Annotated in this window: 16 protein-coding genes; 7 read left to right on the forward strand and 9 right to left on the reverse strand. The window is 26.5% G+C overall.

The genetic code is table 4. The features are described from left to right. The first annotated feature begins 21 nt into the window (after window positions 1-21). Together CG473_RS02380 and CG473_RS02385 are read left to right on the forward strand one after the other, a co-directional pair. Window positions 22-384 carry a PTS sugar transporter subunit IIB gene (locus tag CG473_RS02380; protein WP_094254716.1) on the forward strand — a complete coding sequence of 121 codons (363 nt, stop codon included), beginning with the start codon at window positions 22-24 and terminating at the stop codon, window positions 382-384. Then, window positions 377-3460 carry a DEAD/DEAH box helicase gene (locus CG473_RS02385; RefSeq protein WP_094254717.1) on the forward strand — a complete coding sequence of 1028 codons (3084 nt, stop codon included), beginning with the start codon at window positions 377-379 and terminating at the stop codon, window positions 3458-3460. Before CG473_RS02380 ends, CG473_RS02385 begins: the two co-directional genes overlap by 8 nt. Before the next feature lie 63 nt (window positions 3461-3523). Here the strand turns inward: CG473_RS02385 and CG473_RS02390 are convergent, their stop codons facing one another. From CG473_RS02390 to CG473_RS02425, 8 genes are all read right to left on the reverse strand, one after another. Continuing rightward, the gene (locus tag CG473_RS02390) at window positions 3524-4357 is read right to left on the reverse strand and encodes a hypothetical protein (RefSeq protein ID WP_094254718.1); all 834 of its coding nucleotides are present in this window, start codon (window positions 4355-4357) and stop codon (window positions 3524-3526) included. 81 nt (window positions 4358-4438) lie between these two features. Then, entirely contained in the window at window positions 4439-5311 is an 873-nt protein-coding gene (locus CG473_RS02395) for a hypothetical protein (protein ID WP_094254719.1), read from the reverse strand. A 2-nt stretch (window positions 5312-5313) separates the two neighbouring features. Further along, on the reverse strand, window positions 5314-6285 hold the full coding sequence (locus CG473_RS02400; protein ID WP_094254720.1) for a DnaD domain protein: 972 nt from the start codon (window positions 6283-6285) through the stop codon (window positions 5314-5316). Window positions 6286-6319: 34 nt separating this feature from the next. Then, on the reverse strand, window positions 6320-6865 hold the full coding sequence (gene coaE / locus CG473_RS02405) for a dephospho-CoA kinase (RefSeq protein ID WP_094254721.1): 546 nt from the start codon (window positions 6863-6865) through the stop codon (window positions 6320-6322). Further along, a complete protein-coding gene (locus CG473_RS02410) occupies window positions 6846-7703 on the reverse strand; it encodes a 5'-3' exonuclease (RefSeq protein ID WP_094254722.1) in 858 nt (285 codons plus the stop codon). Before CG473_RS02410 ends, coaE begins: the two co-directional genes overlap by 20 nt. Then, complete coding sequence (gene dnaE, locus CG473_RS02415) at window positions 7696-10692, reverse strand: DNA polymerase III subunit alpha (RefSeq protein ID WP_094254723.1); 2997 nt, start codon at window positions 10690-10692, stop codon at window positions 7696-7698. Before dnaE ends, CG473_RS02410 begins: the two co-directional genes overlap by 8 nt. Window positions 10693-10778: 86 nt before the next feature. Next, complete coding sequence (gene thiI, locus CG473_RS02420) at window positions 10779-11921, reverse strand: tRNA uracil 4-sulfurtransferase ThiI (protein WP_094254724.1); 1143 nt, start codon at window positions 11919-11921, stop codon at window positions 10779-10781. Further along, window positions 11921-13654: a hypothetical protein gene (locus CG473_RS02425; RefSeq protein ID WP_094254725.1), complete on the reverse strand. Its 1734-nt coding sequence runs from the start codon at window positions 13652-13654 to the stop codon at window positions 11921-11923. Before CG473_RS02425 ends, thiI begins: the two co-directional genes overlap by 1 nt. Window positions 13655-13975: 321 nt before the next feature. On the opposite strand from CG473_RS02425, the gene rpsD reads away from it, so the two are divergent. The 5 genes from rpsD to cas9 all read left to right on the forward strand — a co-directional run bounded on the left by rpsD (window position 13976) and on the right by cas9 (window position 20668). After that, complete coding sequence (gene rpsD / locus CG473_RS02430; RefSeq protein ID WP_094254726.1) at window positions 13976-14575, forward strand: 30S ribosomal protein S4; 600 nt, start codon at window positions 13976-13978, stop codon at window positions 14573-14575. A gap of 501 nt (window positions 14576-15076) precedes the next feature. Next, window positions 15077-15958: a type II CRISPR-associated endonuclease Cas1 gene (gene cas1, locus CG473_RS02435; protein WP_094254727.1), complete on the forward strand. Its 882-nt coding sequence runs from the start codon at window positions 15077-15079 to the stop codon at window positions 15956-15958. Beyond that, window positions 15931-16257, forward strand: a complete 327-nt coding sequence (gene cas2 / locus CG473_RS02440; protein ID WP_094254728.1) for a CRISPR-associated endonuclease Cas2 — start codon at window positions 15931-15933, stop codon at window positions 16255-16257. Before cas1 ends, cas2 begins: the two co-directional genes overlap by 28 nt. After that, window positions 16257-16955, forward strand: coding sequence for a hypothetical protein (locus CG473_RS02445; RefSeq protein WP_094254729.1), 699 nt, complete (start codon window positions 16257-16259; stop codon window positions 16953-16955). Before cas2 ends, CG473_RS02445 begins: the two co-directional genes overlap by 1 nt. Window positions 16956-16996: 41 nt before the next feature. Next, window positions 16997-20668, forward strand: coding sequence for a type II CRISPR RNA-guided endonuclease Cas9 (gene cas9, locus CG473_RS02450; RefSeq protein ID WP_094254730.1), 3672 nt, complete (start codon window positions 16997-16999; stop codon window positions 20666-20668). Window positions 20669-20679: 11 nt separating this feature from the next. Here cas9 and CG473_RS02455 read toward each other — a convergent pair whose 3' ends face one another. Continuing rightward, complete coding sequence (locus CG473_RS02455; protein ID WP_133509979.1) at window positions 20680-20982, reverse strand: hypothetical protein; 303 nt, start codon at window positions 20980-20982, stop codon at window positions 20680-20682. Between the last annotated feature and the right edge of the window lie 343 nt (window positions 20983-21325).

The raw sequence follows: 21325 nt of genomic DNA on the forward strand, positions 1-21325 counted from the left end.
AAACATGTTTATAATTATTTTATGAGCAAAATTAGAAAAGTATTTGCAAAAATAGCAAACATTATTACGTTTGGTGCACTGCGCCGAAGAGCAATAAAAAATAATAATTATTTAGATAAAGAAAATGTTAAAACAAGTTTTAATGAAAACGAATTGTGAGAACTTTTAGGCGGTATAAACAATATAAATTCGGTGAGCGCAACATTAAGTAAATTAAGAATTAATTTTGAAAACAACAAATTAGTTAATGTTGAAAAAATAAAAAAATATCCAGAAGTAACCGGTGTTTTGTTAAGCACAAAATCAATTAATATCATAATGGGTGCTGCAGCAAAAGAACTAGAGCAAAAGATAAATCAGCTACTTAAGGATAAAAATGTTTAATCAAAAAAACTTTCTACTTGACTTATTAAAACAAAGAAATTTAACTAATGAACAATTAAAAAGATATCAAACTATTTTGGATAATTTGCTTGATATATCAGCAAATGATTCATCAGTATTTACAAAAATTAATGAAACTAAATATTTTGATATTAATAAAAGTTTCGGTCCAAATATCGCTTCAAAAATAATTAATGAAAAAGATTTTGCCATAGTTTTGAATGTTAACGAATTTAAAGAAATTATTGAAGAACTTAAAAAAGCAAACAGTGTAGAAGATGTAGAATTTGTTGCTCAAAAATATAAAATTGAATTAACAAAGCAAAAAATAAAAGAATTAAAATCTGATTTTAAAACAACTAAAACTAAGTTAATCGACAATATCGAAAGTAAAAGTCAAAAAAGTTCAGTGAAATGAAAACTTCTTTTAAATGAAGCCAAGGAAATGAATAGCGAAAACAATGTCTGACCAATGCACATTGGGTTTTTGTTTGTTAATGTTAACATAGATGGTAAACAAATATTTGCTCCCCTTTTTTTAAAAGAAGTTACTATTAATATATCTAGTTCAATTGCTACTTTAAAATCTAATGGAGAATTAAAAATAAATGAAAAGCTATTATGAATTTTAAATTCAAGCGGGTTTGATTTATCAGTTGATTTCCCATTTTCAAATGATTCAATCGGGGAATTTTTTCACAAAATTTCAAATATTTGAAGTCACATATATGATATGAATTTTGAAATTAATCAAAAAATTAATAAGTCTGTTATTTCAGAAAGTGAGAAAATTACTTTCCACGGAGGATTAGTTTTAGGGCTTTATCAACCACTAGGCGGCTATGCTAGAAATAGAATGATTGAGATCATAAAAAATGATGATATGGACAATATTTTCAATGTTGAATTCAATAAAAATAAATATGATCAAATTATCAATGAATCTATTTTTAAAAAGAATTTTGGATTTTACAAAATTGTAGATACTAATTATTCACAAGATAAAGCGGTAGTTTCAGCATTAAATCAAGACACTATTATTTGAGGTCCACCGGGGACCGGAAAAAGCCAAACAATTGTAAATATAGTTGCTAACATTTTAGCTTATGGTAAAACTGCATTAGTAGTAAGTGAAAAAAAGGCTGCACTTGAAGTTATTCAAAATAGAATCAAGTCATTAGGACAATTTTGTTTATTTATATTAAATGACAAGGAAATGCGTAAAAAAAATTTTTATGTTCCTATTGTTAAATATATAGAAAATTTAGAAACATTAAAAAATGCAAATAATATTGCACCCATAAAAATTATTTCAGATAGTGAAAAAGAATTTGTAAACATATTGAGACACCTATATAGTTATGAAAAATTTGATCAAATTTCAAACATATATAACAGAATATCAAAAATAGTTCCTAACCCAAATTTATCGTTATTTCAAAATATTCAAAAATTGGATTCTACTTTAATTTACCCAGATTCAATTAAAAATGAAAACTGAATTAAAGAATTTTATAAGTTAAATAAAGTTAATTTTTTTGTAGCAAATATTGTAAATATGACACCTAAACAAAAATTAATAAAAAGTCAAGTTGACATTATAAAAAATAATTTAGCTGACTTTCCTGGACAGTTAAATTCCTTTATTAACGAAGTTAAAGACCATGACATAAAGTATTTTGAAAAAATAATTTTAAGCCAAAATATTGCAGAAGATAAGGCTGATAAAATTTACGAATCACAAGAATTATCTAAAATGGTATTAAAAACGATATTTACAAAAGTCGAATCATTAGACAAAGATTCTAAAATATATAAAAAATATATTAGTTTTGCTTCTGCAGCTAGATTAGCTAATATGCAACCTCACAAATTTATCAAAGAATATTTAGACATAATTAAATTAATTTATCCAGTAATTGTTACCACTCCAAATTCTGATTTAAGTGGCTGAGAAAAAGAAGAATTTGATTATGCAATTTCGGATGAATCATCACAAATTTTTATAGAAAAAGGTATTCCAATTTTATACCTTGCAAAACATAAAATATTAGCTGGTGATGATCAGCAAATGAAACCAACAAGATGATTTTCAACTAGAAGTATTGACGAGTCTGTTTTTGGTAATGTAGATTCATTATTAGATTATGCTATTTCGCTTGGTGTGCACAGAGTACTGTTGGATAAAAATTATCGTTCTAAATCAGCTTCTTTAATGACTTTTAGTTCAAAACATTTTTATAAATCTAGTTTAGATGTTGTTGATTCATTTGATTCAATAAGTAAAGATGCCATTGAAGTTATTCAAGTAGAAGATGGTATTTGAGAAGATGGTTCTAATCCAAAAGAAGCAGCTATTGCAATCCAAATGACACTACAAAATTTAGATACTTATGAAAAAATTATTATTCTTACATTTAACGCTAAACAAGCAAATTTAATTACTACCGAAATATTTAATAATTACCCTGAACTAGAAGCAAAGATTAATGATGGTTCATTGATGTTAAGAAACATTGAAAACATTCAAGGTGATGAAGCTGACTTAATTATTGCAACATTAGTTTACGATAAAAATTCTAAGATTCATTCTACATATGTAGGAAGACCTGGAGGGGCAAATGCATTAAATGTCGCAATTAGTAGAGCACGTGAAAAAATGATTGTTATTAAATCAATTTATGCTGAAGATTTAAAAAATACTCAAGGCAATGATGATATGCATATGTTTAGAAATTGATTGAAATTTTTAGAGCTTTCTAAAGATGAACAAAAAAATTATGTTGCAAAATTAGAATCATCTCAAACTCAAAATGAAGTAATTGATACACCCCTAATTGAAGAATTTAAATTAACTAACCACGGCAATATTAAAACTAATTTTTCAATTGGAACAATGCAAGCAGATATAGCGAATTTTGAAGATGAATCATTAGAATCATTGGTAATTTTAGATGATTATGATTATGCTAAACCTGGCAGTGATTATGAAGATTATATTAAACTTAAAGATAGAGTTAAGTTTTTAAGAAGTAAACAATACCCAACATCTGTTTTTGCAAAAATTAGAAAATAAAAAATTATCTGAAACAGATAATTATCTCTTAGCACCTCATTTAACGAGGTGTTTATTTTTTAATTAAGCAGCAAATTTTATTTTAACTTCTGCAAATAAAGGATATGAAGAATTTAATCTATAGTGGAACATTAATGAAAATCCGTTTAATGCTTCATTAGGTTGTAAAAACATAAAAACAGTTTCATTATTTACTATAAAAGAACCTTCAATACTTAACTGTACTCTTTGTTCTTCAGTAATTACTTTTGCGGCAACTAAGATATTTTTAAGAGCAACAACAGCATCACTTTTCGAAGAGTTAGAGTTAATTGTTTGTACGTATTTTACTAATGTAAAATCAGGGCCTAACGCCTTTAGATCCATGGTATATACTGTTTCGTTAAAGGTTTTATTCTGTGTCATTGCGGCTGATTGAGTTTCTCAATCTTCATTTGTTGAAGATGCATTTAAAAAATTAGAAATAAAGAAAGTTATGCTTACATTTTGGGAATTAAATTTACCTGCTAATGTAACTTGAATAGTATTACTTCTTTCTGGTGAATGTATTAAATTTGAAACTTGTGCAGACATAGCAGTTAATGTTATGTTATTGAATCTAGATAGATCATTTGATTCTAATAGCTGTTCTAATCAACTAAATTGCTGAGCTAATGTTTTTGTATTTCCTTCGGTTGAATTTAATAATGCAACTGCATCCTGAGCACTCATATTTCTAGCGCTTGCTTTAGCTTGAAAAGTAATGCTATTTTCAGCTATTAGGTTTTGTATATCAAAATTAGTTATGTTATTACTTGCTGGTGTAGGAACGCTATTATTACATGATACAAAAACAGTTGATGCAATAACTCCAGATCCGATAATTCCGGTCAATAAAATTTTTTTCTTTAAGTTCATAATATTACATTTTACCCTATTATTGAAACTTTATTTGCTTTAGGATAATTAAAGACAAAACAAGTTTTCTTGAAATACATTTTATTCATTTTTAATTGTTTTAAATAGTTGAATTAAAAGCTTTTGTAAATAAGGTTTATTCAATGATGATTTTTTAACTAAAGTTGTCGCAAAAGTTTTATACCCATCAAGCAAGTATCCTTTTAATTCAAATTTTTCTGAAACTGCATTTTCAATAAGTGGAACAACCAAAATATCAATGATAAATCCTGGGGTATTTTGTAAGTCCATGTTATCTATGATTACTACGTCATAATTTATTAGATCTGTAATATTAATTTTTGTTTCATCGTTTTTAGCTAAATGATTTTGAGTTAGTCAATCCCAACTAGTTAGTACAACTTTTTTGGCTCTACTTGTGTAGTAATTAATCAAATTTGAAAAATATAAACCTTTTTTAAAATTTGATTTTACTAACCAATCATCACCATTTGCAATTCAATTTTTATTTTTGGTTGGAAGTGCAAAATATTCATATGTTTCAATTAATGAATCATTATCATTTTCTTGATAATCAACTGAAACAAACGAATAATTATCGAAATAATTATTGAACATGATTTTTTTTCCAACAGCATTATTTAGTAAACTTACAGTGCTTCTTAATTTATTTGAGGAATTAATATAAAAATCGGTTATGTATTCTAGTTCATTAGATCTACCATCAGCTATGATTTGTTCTTCTTCGAGTCTTGCACAAAAATCTCCAAACAAAATTAGTTTTTGTTTGTCAAAATTTTCTGATGTTATATGTTCTAAAGCCTTATTTTTAAAATCTTGAAACCAATTTTGCGCTTCAATTTTTTTTCAAATATCTTTTATTGATTCAACCAATTCTGTGCGCTCGATTTTACTTATAAAACTTTTATCATTGCCATTATCAAAATATTTCATAATTATCTTTTAATCATTTTCTTATCATTTTCTAATTTTTTGATTAAACCATCCAAAGTCGAAATATCTGCAATCTGATTAACTGGTTCATCAAAAGTAAATTCTTCAATTTGTGATGGTGAATTTTTGGGTTGAATTACAAAAGTAGCTGTTCGCTCAGGATCTCTTTTAAGTGAATTTCCATTTAAAATAAGTTCAAAAAAATTTTTAAGCTCAGCAAAATTTGATCTTCCATTTTCGTGAGTATCTCGAAGTATTCTATCAACGTAATGTTGCTTAATTCCATTTACTTTTTTGTAACTGTAATGAAAAACAAGATTGATGATTTTTTCAGAAATTAAAGATTTTCACTTTGCAACTACTTTTTTAATTTCGCTACTTGGTTCTTTATTGATTAAGAATTTATAAAAACTTAATGAATCTAATTCTTCAACTGCCTCGTAAACATCATTATAAGTTTTGCTTTGAAGACTAATATTGTCAACAGATTTATTCAATTTTGAAGCTTTTATTTGAAAAATTTCAAAAAAGCTCTTTGTTTCGCGTTTATAAGAATGGTCAAGAAAAGTTTCGATATGAAACTTTGAACCAATTTGATCAACATTTTTTTGTCCTAATTTTTCTACTAGCAATTGACAAAAAACTTTATTTTCGAAAAATTCAGCTGGTGTTTTAACCGGCAAAAGTTGTATTTTATAAGATGATTGATCTTCACTTTTAAAAGTACTTATTAAACCAATTGCTTCTAAATATTCTTTTGCAATTCTTAATTCTTCAAATGTAAAAGAATATAAATCGCATATCTGTGCAAAAGATTGGGCAATATTTTGACCTTGAACTAATAAATCACTAAAAATTTCATATAAAAAAACACTTTTAATGCCAATTATGGGCGCATATAAGCTTCTTAAATATAAATGCCTTTCGGTTGGTAGAAATTCTGTTTTTATAAGCAAAAATTTGTCAAAATCCATAATGCCTCCAACTCTCATAAATGTATTATGTATTCTAATGCTTAACTAAAGTCAAAAAGTCTTCAAGAAAATTTGGCTTTTGCCGTTCTTCAAAGGAGATATTGACACTTTTAGGACCGTAAAACCCTTTGTTTAGGCGGTCTATTAGTTCTATTGTTGACTTATCGACATTTCTATTGTTGATAAATTTTTGTCTTTGTTGATTACTTATTTCCAGGTTAATTACCCTATCAAAAAGTGATAAAAAATCATAAAATTCGCTATTAATTATCGGAATTTCCACAAAATCGTATTTTTGTTTTATTAGATGTTCAAATAACAGCTTGTGCGTCAATTTATTTAGGATATTTATATTATTTTCATCACTTTTAAGCCACTCTTTTATTGCACTTCGATTTACTTCATCACTTTTTACAAATTGAGGCCCTAAGAAGCTTAAAATTAATTTATATCCTGCCTGATCTTTTTTATATTGTTCATGAAAAAAATCATCGGCTGATAATGTTTTATAGCCTAGATTTGATAATTGTTTTAATAAAAAAGTTTTGCCAGAATGGGTTCTACCGGTTATTGCTATCATATAACTTTTTTAATTGTCTTGAAACTGTTTTTAATTCAGTAAACATTTCTTGAACTGGTTCATCAAACACTATGTTCAATTTAATATCGTTAAAATCAAAATCCAATTTGACATCGCGAACTAAAGTAGCCATTTTTTTACAAAAAAGCGCACTTTCTTTATCTTGCACAAGCTTAGCTCTAATTGAACTAGAGATAAATTCGTCGAAAATATTTTCATAAATATTTTCTAATGTTTGAAACTTGTTAAGTAATTTTAATGCAGTTACTTTTCCAATTCCAGCTACACCTTTAAGATTATCGCTGCTATCTCCTGCCAAACCTTTGTAATCAGGGACTTGATCAGGTACCATGCCATATACTTCCATAAAATCTTCATGATTAATTACAACATTAAAATTTGTGTCATGTAAAACTGAACAATTTGGAGAAACTAGTTGCAATAAATCTTGATCTTTTGAAAAAACAAAAACATAATCTTGCGAATCAGCTTTTGTTGCTAAAGTTGCAATAATATCATCAGCTTCAAATTCAGCTGCACCACCAAATTTAAAATTAGATGCTTCTAGAAGTTGATAGATTTTTTTTAAATCTTCTCTGAAACCTTCTGGAGTTTCTACTCTACCTGCTTTATATTCATCATAAATTTTATGTCTTCAAGTTTTTCCTGGTAAATCAATTGCGATATATAAATAATCAGGGTTTGTATTTTTTATTAAACTAATAAGTGAATTAAAAAAGAAATGTGGTGTACTTGAAAATTGGCTAGCGGCTTGCGAACCATAAAATGAACGAAATGCTAAATACATTCCATCAATAAGTAATATTCTCTTATTCATTATTTTCCTTTGAAATCACTTTTAAAATTTTGAAAGTGATTTTATTCTTTGCTTCTATTTTTTTAACTATAACTTTATATTTGTTATTTACTTCTAATAAATCAATTAATGATTGATCACTTTTATTACATCACATAATTGCTTCAGATACAGATTTATCTTTAAATTTTAAAATGATACTTTCAAATTGACGTGCTGCAGTAGGAGGGGTTTTGAAATAATTTTTAGATAAAATTTGCACACTTATTTCAGCTTCTTTATTTATCCCAAGATTTAAAAGATTAGATTCTTGTGAGTAGTTATTATAAGCTTGTCCTAAATTTTCAACTTCATTGTCGATTTCAATATTTAACAATCTAGTTTTTTCATCGTAACTTTGATCTTGATAGATATCGCTAAAATCTACAATTGCATTAGGAGATAATTTTAATATCGCTTGCTTTTCTTTGAACATCAATTCAGCTTCGTCATATCAGCTTTCACATTGACTTTGGGTTCCAAAATCTCTTAAAGCACTACTTCAAATTAAACGTTTAATATTTGTTTCTGTTAAACCAGCAAATCTTGCTCTAACTACAAAATTGAAAAAATTAGTGTATTTACCATTGTTTAGATAATCTTCAACTAGTTTATCATTAGCTCCAGGACCAAATGATTTAATCATTGTAAGCGGTAAATGTAAGACATCTCCAATTAGTGAATTTTCTTCATCTGGAAAATTGACATTAGGTGAAGATACTTTAATTCCTCTTTTGATTGCTTCATTTGCAAAAGCATTTATTTTTTTCTGATCACCGTTAGCTGTTTTAATTAATGATGTATAAAAAAATAAAGGGAACTTAGCTTTGTAATAAATCATTTCATAAGCAATTGTTGCATAGGCAACTGCATGACTTTTATTAAAACCATAGTTAGCAAACATTTCGATGTTTTTAAAAATTTTCTCAATAGTTGAAATTTCAAAACCGTTATTAAGAGCTCCATCAACAAATTGCTGTTTTAAGCTTTTTAATAATGTTGCATCTTTTTTCCCGATTGCTCGTCTTAAGATATCTGCTTTAGCAAAATTTAAACCAGAAACTTTTTGAGCTATTTCCATGATCTGTTCTTGATAAACAATTATTCCGTGTGTTGAAGCCAAAATTTTGTCATACTCAGGTGATATTTTTTCAATTTTAGAAGGGTTCTTTTTGTTTTCAATGTAATTGTCTATATATTCCATTGGCCCCGGTCTATATAAAGAAATGATGTCATAAATATCTTTGAATTCAGATATATTAGATTTTTGGAAAACGGTTGTCATTCCATGTGATTCAATTTGGAAAATCCCTAATGTGTCACCACTTTGAACTAATTCAATTAAATCTTTTTGTTTTGAAAAATCAGCAGGATTTAATTTTAAATTTTTGTAAATTTCAGGATGGTGAATTTGTATTAGTTCTTTAATAGATTTAATTGTACTTAGTGTTTTTAAACCTAAAAAATCAATTTTTAAAAATCCAAGTTTTTCTAAATTTGTCATGTCATATTGAATTTGATACATGTCATTTACAATTGACAATGGCAAATTTTCTACTAATGGTTTATCGCTAATTATTATTCCGGCCGCATGTGTTCCTGTTTGTCTTGGCAGTCCTTCAATTTTTTGAGCCAACATTAAATTGTATTCAATCTTAGCTTTTTCTAAATTTTGTCCTCCCGAACCTTTATTTATAATTTTAAAGAGCTTTTTATTTTGTTTTAGATTTTCGCTAAGATTCAACTTTGGATCAAGTGCTTTAGAAACATCTTCTAAATTTGATTTACTTAATGAATTAGGATCTTCAACTTTATGTAAATATCTATCTATATCTCTAAGTGAACTTTTAGCAGCTAAATATGAATATGTTGTAATTGTAGCCACATTATTAGCTCCATATCTAGGCAATATATATTGTTTAATTAAAATATCTCTTTTATCATCTTGTATATCAATATCAATATCAGGTAAAGAAACTCTTTCTGGATTTAAAAATCTTTCAAAAAGCAAACCATATTCTAATGGATTTATTGTTGTTATATCAAGTAAAAATGAAACTAAAGAACCTGCTGCAGAACCTCTACCCGGTCCTACTTCAATATCTGTTGATTTAGCATAATCTATAATTTCAGCAATATTTAAAAAATAATCTGCGTATCCTAAATTATTTATTACCTTTAATTCATATTCAAGCCTTAATTTAGCTTGACTAAAATCTTTAAAAATGTGCCCTCTTTTATTCAATAATTCATTTAGCTTATTTTCCAATATTTTGTCGCTAGGGACTTGACTTTTAATATCAAAAGAAGGCATAAATTTATCTGCTTTATGTAAATTTATTTCAATATCTTTAACTAAATCAGAAATTCTTGATTTCATTTCCATATCAACAGATTCACCGTTATCTAGTGGTGTGAATTTAATGTTTTGGTTGTCATTGTTACCAGCAGTAGAATTTAAAATTTCTAAAGCAATTTGTTCATCTGAAAACATAATTTTATTCTCGTTAACATAAAGAGAATTTGGTACATTTATTTGACCGTCTGATAAATAAAAATTTTTAAAATTATTTTCATTAATTTGAGATGAATTTAATTTAAACGATTGTCTAGGGTGATCAATAAAAATTAAATCATCTTCGAAAACTTTTAAATCCTTTAAAGTGATAAATCCGTCAACTTGAATTTTCAAAATAACTAAATATAGTTTTTGCAAACCGCTATTATTTTTGGCAATTAATATTATTCTCTTTTTGCCTTCAATATCTGCTTCCAAACCAGCAATTGGGCTAATATCATTTGCTTTACATTGGTAATAAAATGTGTCTAAACCGTTTAAATTATTATGATCTGTGATAACTAATTTTTTTAGACCGTTATTTTTGGCAAAAGAAATTAAATCACTTATTCTAATTGTTGAATCCAAAAATGAAAACTCTGTATTCAAATGTAAATTAATAAAATTATTCATTTTTTAATTATAAGACTTATCTCCTTAAATGCTAATTAATGATGACAATTTTAAAATAAAAAATTGCACTAATCAATAATGCAATTCTATTCAAATTCTATTAATTCAAGATTTTCAAAGACTTCTTTTTCTAAATTAGGTATTTCTTCTAATTCTTGTTCTAATTCATAAGCACGCTTTACCGTTGGTTTTATAACTGGTCTATCTGGTGCAAAAAGTTCGCATGATTCTGCACATTGTTTAATTGAAATATCGTGTGTTCCATATTTTTGAGACAAATTTATAATATCTTGTTTGTTTTCTGTAATTAAAGGTCTTAAAATTTCATATTTGCTTTGTTCTGAGATTGTATGAAGAGATTCAATTGTTTGAGAAGCAACTTGCCCTAAATTTTCGCCTGTAGAAAGAATTAATGATTTTTCTATTTTTGCAAGTAAAGAAGCTATTCTTACGAATGAGCGTCGCATCAAATTAATTTTGTAACTTTGATCTGACATAAGAGATAGATAATTCATTAGTTCAGTGTAATTAGACAAATATAATTTTGTTTTACCTTGATATTTAGAAAACACTTTTGCTAAATCATACAATTTATTAATTGTTCCTTGATCAGTATGAGGAGGTGTTATAAATGCCAAAAATACAACCTTAATTCCCCTTTTCATCATATTGATTGCTGCTACCGGTGAATCAAAACCACCCGAAAGTAAATGGATTGTTCTGCCTGAACTATTAACAGGTAATCCTCCAACAAGACTTTCGTAATGTTCCATAATAACATAAATTGCATCATGTCTTATTTCGATAATTATTTCTCAATCAAATTTTTTTAAATTAACTTCCAACGGATATTTTTTTAAAATGTATGACCCAAAATACAAGTTAATTTCATTACTTGTTTTGTAGAAATTTTTATCATTTCTTCTAGCACTAACTCTAAATGTTTTATATTTAGGATTATAAAATTGGTCTATAACAGGTTCTATTAAACTTAAATCTTTTTCCAATTCAATCACAGGAGAATATGATTTTATCCCTGGAATGTATTTTAATTTTTCAAGATACTCTTCTTTATATTCAACGAACATTCTATCGTATTGCGAAATTGCTTTTGTTTTTAAAATGTTTTCAACATTATTTTTTAATTGTCTAGTAAATAATTTTCTATTTCTTCCTTTTAAAACTAGTTCGCCATAGCGAATTAAAATTTTGTTGTATTTGATTTCCATTATTGAATTTTCTTTCTTATTTTTATAATTAAATTTTCAAGAGCAATTTTGTAATTTCCAGATTCTGCCTGAATTCTAGAAATTCTATATGCATCATTGATTTCTTTGTGTTTTACTCTAGTATATTCGTATTCACGCTCAAGTAATTTGAGCATGTTGAATGTTTCAATTTTAACTCAAATTGATTTAAAAAATTCACCAACAAGATTATTATATTCTCACTGTGCTTTATATTTTTCTGCTCTAAGTTTTTTATATTCTTCAAGTAAAATATCAACTTTTTCTTTATTTTGCTCAATGTCATCTAAATTAGATATTTGTTTTTTTATAATTTGTATTTTATTATCTTTTTTATTTATTTTAATTCCTAAATTAACAATAATTTCTTTTTGTTTTTTTGCAGCATCATCAAGTACAAAGCCTCTTTCTAAAACATATGAAATTATTCATTCAAAAAATTCTACTTGAAATAAGTATCTACTTTTAAGATATTCGTATTTTCTTGTTTCCTTAAATAATTGAGCATGTAACAGATTAGAAGTGTGAGCTAAATTGCTAATTAATTTAACTACTTTTTGAAAATTGTGAAAATTTTTCATTAATGATATTAGATGCGGTATTTTTTCTAAAGGCACTTCATCTTCTGAATTTTTTATTAATTCAATGTCATCTAATACGCCATTTACATTGATAGCTAAATTTAGTTTTTTGATATCAGAATAAATAACTTTAATTCTTTCGACTTCCTGATCAAATGATGAAACATTTTCATTATATTTAGATTCAAGTTCTCTTATATTTATAGATATAGTTTTTAGTTTATCTTCTACCTTTTTAAAAAATCTAATCACTTGTTTGAATTTAGTCATAATGATTATGAATGTTTGATTATATTTCCCAAGTGTATTTTTAAATTGTTTATATGCGTTAAAAATTATTTCAATTTCTTTTTGAGATTTAGTTACATCAATATTTTCCATTCAAGCTTCTAATTCCTCGTCTGCTTCACAAATTTTTGTGTAATAATCTCCTTCTAAAAAACTTGGAATTTTATTTTTTTTTGCTAAATTAATTGCGTTCTCTATTTCGTCAATTAATTTAGGAATAATATTAAGTTTTAAAAATTCATAGAAAATTAATTTTCTTATATCTGAATCATATTCTATTAATGAATCATAAAAATTGATTCTTTTTCTTATTGATTTATTTCCTAAAGATGATTCGGCTCATAAGCTTTTTAATTTTTCTTCAAAATCCGTTAACTTGCTATCAAGACTATCTAAAGAAATATGAATTCTATAACGGTTATTTTTCAAAAATTCATCCAAAGCAACAATTTTTCTTTGGCAAGATTCAAAAATAAAATCATTTGCTGATTTATTTTTTAATAATATTTTTCTAATTCTTTCTCATTTTTTGCGAGTATTTTTTAGGATAAACTCGTATTTTTTAGTTGATATAAATGCTTTTAAAAATTTAATAATTTGGTAAGAATGAATGTTATAAGGAATCATTTGATTAATTTGTTTTAATTTGAATAGCAATTCTTCCATATTCGCTTCGATTGACTGCATTTCTGCAAATCTTGCTTTTACAACTTCACTATTAATTGAATTTGCCATTACTGAAGCAGAAGATAATTTTATATCTATATCTCTAGCTTCATCATTTCATGCTTCGATTCTATACTTAGTTTTTTTAAGAAAGTCATTGGCAATTAGAAAATATGTCATTATGAAAATAATAATGACAATTAAAATTACTATTAGACTTATTCACCAGTACGACATGCTTACAATTATAGACAATTACATTATCCTTGTTAGAATTGCAAACAGTAGAAAAAGCATAAATAGCCTTATTATAAATTTGTCAGATTTAAAGAAATTAGTTATAATGTTTAAACAAAACAGCAGGAATTGATGTTTTCAACTTTATAACTTCTTTTGATTTGTTAGTAACCTGATGCTGCAGGCAGAAAGCATTAAAGTTTTAAAGACAAATAGGCAATTTCATCCGTTTTGTAATTAAATTTAAATAAACAAAGAGGTATTATGTCAAGAATTAGAGGATCGGTTTTTAAACGATCACGACGTTACGGTTTTTCTATTTTAGAAACTGGTAAAGAGTTTTCAAAAGGAAAAAAACGTCAATATGCACCAGGTCAACATGGACAAAGACGTTCAAAATTATCTGATTATGGTAAACATTTATATGAAAAACAAAAAGTTCGTTACTTATATGGAATCAATGAAAAACAATTTAAAGCAAGTTTTTTCAAAGCTTCAAAACGTAAAGGTGTTGTCGGAACAAACTTCTTACAATATCTAGAACAAAGACTAGATAATTTAGTATATAGAGCTGGTTGAGCAGAAACAAGAAGACAAGCAAGACAATTTGTAAATCACGGTCATGTTTTAGTTAATGGTAAAAAAGCAACAATTCCTTCAATGATTATTCCTGTAGGAGCAGCACTTGAATTAAAAGAAAAATTTGCTGCAGGTGAACAAGTTAAACGTTCAATTGAAGTAAAAACACCAGCTGCTTGAATGAAAGTTAGTGGAATTAAGGCAACATTTGAAAGAATGCCTGAAAGAAAAGAATTCTTAAAAGACATTAATGAATCATTAATTGTTGAGTTCTACTCAAAATAGATTTAAAATCATGATTGCATCTCTACGGAGATGTTTTTTATTTACTGCTGTGTATAAAGTGAAATCATATTAAAAAAAGAAGAGCCAGGACCCCTCTTTTACTTTTTTTCTTCAACTAGACTGGTTACTAATTGTCACATAGTCCCTACTTGAGCTTACTAAAACGCTTGCTTATACAGTTCAATATAACCCGGATGACTACAGCCCTTGGTTATACTTAGGTAATAAATAATTACCACGCATATAGGTTTTTTAAAATTGTTTATTAATTTTACAACATTTTGCGTAATCTTTCAGTAAGTAAAATATTTTTTTCATTAAGAAAATTTATTACATTTTTTCAAACGGAATCGATTTAGTGTTATAATAACTTTGTTATGTAAATATAGCTATAGTAAACAAACATAACATTGATACAAAAATATAATACATTACCAAGATAAGGCTATATGCCGTACACGCCGCCAATTAGGGCGGACTTTTTTTACATTGAAAGGATATATGGGTTGAAAAACAGTAGAAATTACTAGTGATGATTATCTTAGGCTATATTTAAACAATCTTTACATTCAAAGAGGCGAAAAGAAAATACTAATTAATATCAATGATATTGACACTTTAATAATTGATAGTTATAGTGCGACACTATCAGTTAGGTTAATACAGGCTTTAGTAAATGCTAATGTAAATATTATTTTACATAATGCTAAACACGAACCTTCTGCATTTATAGTTCCCATTCAAGGCAATAATATGTCTTTAAAAGTTTTGGAAAAGCAATTACAATGAACCAAAATTTATAAAAACAATGTTTGAAGAAAAATTGTCGCAAATAAAATTATTAATCAATCAAGGTTGCTTAAAAACTTAAATCTCTTAGATGAAGAAAATGAATTAAAATTTGTTGAATACCGAGAAACAATCAAAGGTTTAGATATAACAAATCGAGAAGGGCATGCAGCTAAGTTGTATTGAAAATTGCTATTTGGCCCTGAGTTCATTAGAGATACCGATGCTTTAAAATTCCACGTTATCAATAGTATGCTCAATTTTGGTTATACCGTATTAAGAAGCTATTACACAAAAAGTATAGTAAAAAAAGGCCTGGACAGTAGAATTTCACTTTTTCATAAATCGGTTACAAATTTTTTTAGCCTAGCAAGCGACTTAATGGAACCATTAAGAGTTTATGTTGACGAAATTGTATATAAACATAAAGATAGTATTAGTTTTAGTTTGGAAATCAAAGAAGAAATTATCAAATCTTTTACAAGCAAAATTTACTATTTTGACAGCTATCAATTCATCAACAATTTAATTGATCAAAGTGTAGACATATTAGTAAGAGGTGAACAATGAAAAGAGATATTTATATGAGAATAATGCTATTTTACGATGTAGCAATGTCTACTCCTGAAGCTGTTAAAGAATATACTCAATTTCATAAAAGCATAATTAGAAGAGGCTACATTATGATTCAAAATTCAGTGTATGCAAAAATAATTACAGCAGGTTCTAAATACAAAAGTGAATTAATATATTTAGAAGACAAGATACCTGTTAATGGAAATATACGCACAATATTAATAACAGATACACAATATTACAATATGGTAATGCTACGTGGTAATAGATTAATTAACGAAGATATAAATGATACAGAAAGGTATTTGAAACTATAATGTATTTAAAATATAAACAAGAAGAAATTGAATTGATAACTACAAAAATAATAGTTGCTTCAAATATATTAAAAGTCTTAACTAATTTAAAGCCAGTTGAATTAGTTATAAAACCAGGTACTAAAATTGAAGATATTTTTTCTTTATCAAGCTCGAATTATTTAATTAAATACTTAAACAAAGAATTTGAAGAAGAATTAGTGAGTACAGTTGATGAAAATAAATTAGTAAATATTTTAGACAAAATGGAATCTAAAAATGTCGACTATTTGCAATACAATTTACCAATTTCTAAATACTGAAAACTATTTTTTGAAATAGTAAATAAAGAAGTAACACTTGACAATATTGAACATATTTTAAATGTAATTGACGATTCATTAACTAGTGAAATATGTATCGCTTTTCTTGGGGTCGATAATTATTTTTCGAAATTAAAATTAAATTATTATAAAAATATAAGGATTGTATTTATTTCAAATTCAGTTGCAAATTTTTCTTTAGGTATTGATGAAATTAGCTATTTAACATATATTTCTAAATCTGAAAATGTAATTGATGTAATTGATGCAAGCAAATTTATTTCATATATTGAATTACAAACTAAAAGCGCTCTAAACACAAAAAGCCTGAATGATTATTTAAAGGGAATTGCTAATTTTGATACATTTTTAATTTCGCGGCATTTAGAAAACTAAAAATACGGTATTATTGAATTAGTGCAAAATAAGGAGTCACAATGAATAATAATAAAAAAATAATTAACATTGGTCTTGACGTTGGATTGACAACTCTTGGATGAGTTATAACAGATGAAAACTTGTCTATTATTGAAAGAGGAGTTCGTACATTTGATTCAGTTGAAGACCCAAAATCGTTTAAACTAGCAAATGTAAATAGACGAGAAAAACGTTCTTCAAGAAGAATGAAGGAAAGAAGAATAACTAGAAAAAGAGATTTTGTCAAATATCTTTTAGATAGCAATTTAATTGATGTTGAATATAGTGACAAAAAAGTTGCTTTCATCAACAATTTTTTCAACAAATATATTGATACCGGCTTTGATTTACTTAAATTAAGAAATGAAGCTGTTAGTGGTAAGCAATTAAGCTTTAATGAATTATTAAATGTTCTGTATTGATACTTATCTAATAGAGGGTTTATGTATAGTTTGACAAATTCTGATGAAGATCAAAAAAAGGCTTTTGACAAACTTAAGAAAATGGGTTTACTTGATAGTGATAAGTTCCCTTGCCGCATTCAAGGTGAAATAAAAAATTTAACTGGATATTACAAAGGTATTGAAAACAGAGCTTTTTCAAATGAAAAATATGTTCAAGAATTAAAAGAAATATTTAAATATCAAAATCAACCAGAATTTTCAGATTCAAATTTCAAAAAAGAATTTGAAAATAAGTTTCTATCACTTTTTACTAGACAAAGACCTTACGAAATTGGACCTGGTAAAACATTTACACCAAATGATCCAGCAAAAGCTAATGTAACCAAATATGGTGTTTTTCATTATGACGAAAAATTACAAAAAGTAGTAAGTGGTTGATCTTCAATTTGAGAAAAACCAGGTATTACAGGTGAAGATTACCGTGGTGAACCACGAGCGCCTAAAAATTCACATGAAGCAGAAATGTTCAATGTTATTCAAGACTTAAATAATTTAAAAGTTTATATTGAAGGTAAAGCCGAAAAACTTGATAATGAATTAAAACATCTTATTATTGAAAAAGCTTTGTCATATGAATTAAAAAATGAAACAAGTTATAAAAAAGGATTAACTTTAACTCCTCACAATATTGTTAGCGAAATTTTTGATTATTATAACCTTGACACCTACATCGAAGAAATGAAATCAAATAAATTAAATGCTTCTAAATTTGTTAACAAAAATAATGAAAAAGAAGTTAATAAATTTCTTGCTCGTAAAATAGAAGGCTTTAGAATTACCGATAATAAAGTTCCTTTATTTAGTGACTTAAATCTTTTCCATGATATCAACAAGTTATTAATACAAAGTAATGACATTTCAAATCTTTTAACAACAGCTGATTACTTCCCGTGAAATATTATTTCTGAAAACGGAGAGTTTAAATATAAAAACGAAACACTAAGAAACATTTCCGATGTTCTTTTTAAAGCGAAATCATTAGAGAATAGACAAATACTTTTATCTCAAAAATTGACTAATTTTTCTAAATCATCTATTGAAGCAATTTCTAAATATGGTGGTCAGTTTTCTAACACACATAGTCTAGGATACAATTCTTTAAATGAAGAAGCTAAAATTTTAGTAGATTCACCTTTTAATCATATGCAATGAATTAGTGCACATGAAAATTATCGAGAAAATAATTTTGATTTTGAAACTAATGGTAGAAGAATTAGTACAAGATGAATTAAAACATTAGCTGCTTCTCCAACTGTTAAGAGATCTCTGTATCAGACAATAGGGCTGTTAAGTGCAATACTTAAAAAGTATAAGTATGAAGATTATTTAATTGATAATATCGTTGTTGAAATGCCTAGAGATAAAAATAGTAAATTAGCTAGCGAGAAATTAAAAGACATCCAAAAAAATAACAAAGCACAATCAGATAAAGTTATTGAGATTTTGAGAGACCACGATATTAGTGAAGCATATTTAAAAAATATTAGTGCAACACAATTATTAAAAGCAAGATTATGAGTAGAACAAAATTACAAAGACTTTTATACTGGAAAAGATATTTTGGCACAGGATTTATTTGAAGAAGGGAAACTAGACATCGATCATGCTTTACCGATTTCAAAATCATTTACAGATTCGTTTAAAAATAAAGTTTTAACAACTTTTGAGCAAAACGCTGCTAAATCAAATAAAACACCATATCAATATTTATCAGAAAAAGGCACATATCACGAAATGTTGAAAATGTGAAAAGTTTGATATGAAAAGAACACTGACAAACTTACCTTTATCACAATAAATGACAATCTTGATGAAGAATCATTAGGTTTTATTGATCGTAATTTAGTAGATACTAGATATATTGCTAGAGTTACTCTAAATGCACTCCAATATTATTTTGAAAAACGAAAAGAAATCCATGGCTATAGAGCCAAGTTAAAGACAACAACTGGTGGAATGACAAGCTTTTTAAGAAAAAGAATTTATGAATTTAGTAACCCCAGAAATGGCGGAGAAGTCGAAAAACTAAAATGACCTCTTGATATACCAGAATTTGTTGAAGATTCAAAAACAAAAAGAAAAGTAAAAAATAGAGTTTGATATGGTAATCATAGTGAAGATGCATATTTTTCACTTTACAACGCTTTAGTTGATCGAAGAATTTCTACTAAAATTGCTGAAATTTTAAGTGATGCTAAACATGATAATAAAATGGCTAAATATCAAGATGAACGCTTAACAGAACTTATTTCTTTTAATGAAAATATTAAGGATAAATCTCCTTATTCAGTGGAAAGAATGAATTATATTGTCTCTGAACTTAATAAAACTTTTGACAATATTAAATTTTCAAGAATGCAATATATGCCAAAAAATGGGGAATTTGCTAATGAAACACTATATCAAGGAAGAAAAACTAGTGATCGTACCATTGATCAAATTAAGTATTATCCACTTAATTCGGAACACGATATGTTTAATAAAAATAAAAAAGACAAAAATATATTTTTAAATGAAGAAAGTTCACAAAAAGTTTTGATGAAAATATACGATCCAAAAGGCTTTGAACAACTTAAACAAATATATATTAATAATTTAGATAAGCATGACAAAAATAACCCATTTATGTCTCCAGATTTAATCAATCAAGAACAAGGGAAAGTAATTTCAATAAATACAAAATACGACGAAAATGGAATTACTGTTAAAAATCAAGTTGTAAACGGATTAAATGTAATAGACCAAGAAAATAAAGAAAATTTTTGAGTTTTACGTGCAACGGAAAATTCAAAACGATTATCTTATTTCGACACTCTTTATTGGTTGGGAATTATGCTTTTTAAAAATAAAAAAGGTTTGTATCGAATAATTCCTATGACTGCTCTAAATACAAAATTTGGAAAAAACATTACTATAGAAAATTATGAAGAATTTGTTAAATCCGAAATATTAGATATGCAAAAGCAATATTTCGATATACCACATGACTCTAAACCGTTATTCATTTTTAAAAGAGGTCAGATTGTTAAATTAGAGAATGACCAAAATTTATATAGAATCAGTGGACATAGTTTTTCGCAGTACAAACTAGAATTAAAACCACTACACATTAGTAGTTCACCTCAAAAGTATTTTACAATTAACACCAGTATGTTGAATGCTAGAATCTACAATATAGGATTTTTGGGTACAATTGACTTTGAAAACCCTGAATTTATAATCAAATAATTTTAAAAAATTTATTCCTTTGTTGAAATTTCAAGTGCAACACTTGTAATAATATTACTAAAAGAGAGATGAAAAATCTCTTTTTTTAATTTTGATAAATTTATATGAAAATCAATTACCGAAAAATGCAATAAAATTAAATGCAAAAATAATGTAGAGAACCCCTTAAGTTTAGATTTGGTCCTACCTAAAGGGTTCTCTACACTATTAGGTAGTTCAATAAAGTTTTCAATAAACTTTAAATAGTGTCTTTTAGCTTTATATTTTGTGTGTTTTGCATTGAGTATTTTGATTCTAACTGTTATTTTTGTCATCATTTAATTTTAAACCCTTTTCAGTGGGCAAAATCGAACAATAGATTTCATATCACAATTTAAAAAATTGAGTTTTTTTAATAAATGAGGTTAGGGCCGTTTTATATTGAAGGAGTTTTTAATTTTGAAAATATTAGCATTTTCCGTAAATATTTTTCATAAAAAATAGTTAAATTACTTTAAAAATTTATTTACTGCATACAAAAAACTATGACTAATCAATTTGTAGTCAATTTGTAGAGAACCCTTTAAGTAGGACCAGATCTAAACTTAAGGGGTTTTTCTTATGAAACTAACATATGAAGACAAAATCAAAATGATCGAGATGATCGATAAAGGTGTT

This window comes from Mycoplasma testudineum (assembly GCF_002245785.1).
Taxonomy (GTDB): Bacteria; Bacillota_I; Bacilli_A; order Mycoplasmatales; family Metamycoplasmataceae; genus Mycoplasmopsis_B; species Mycoplasmopsis_B testudinea.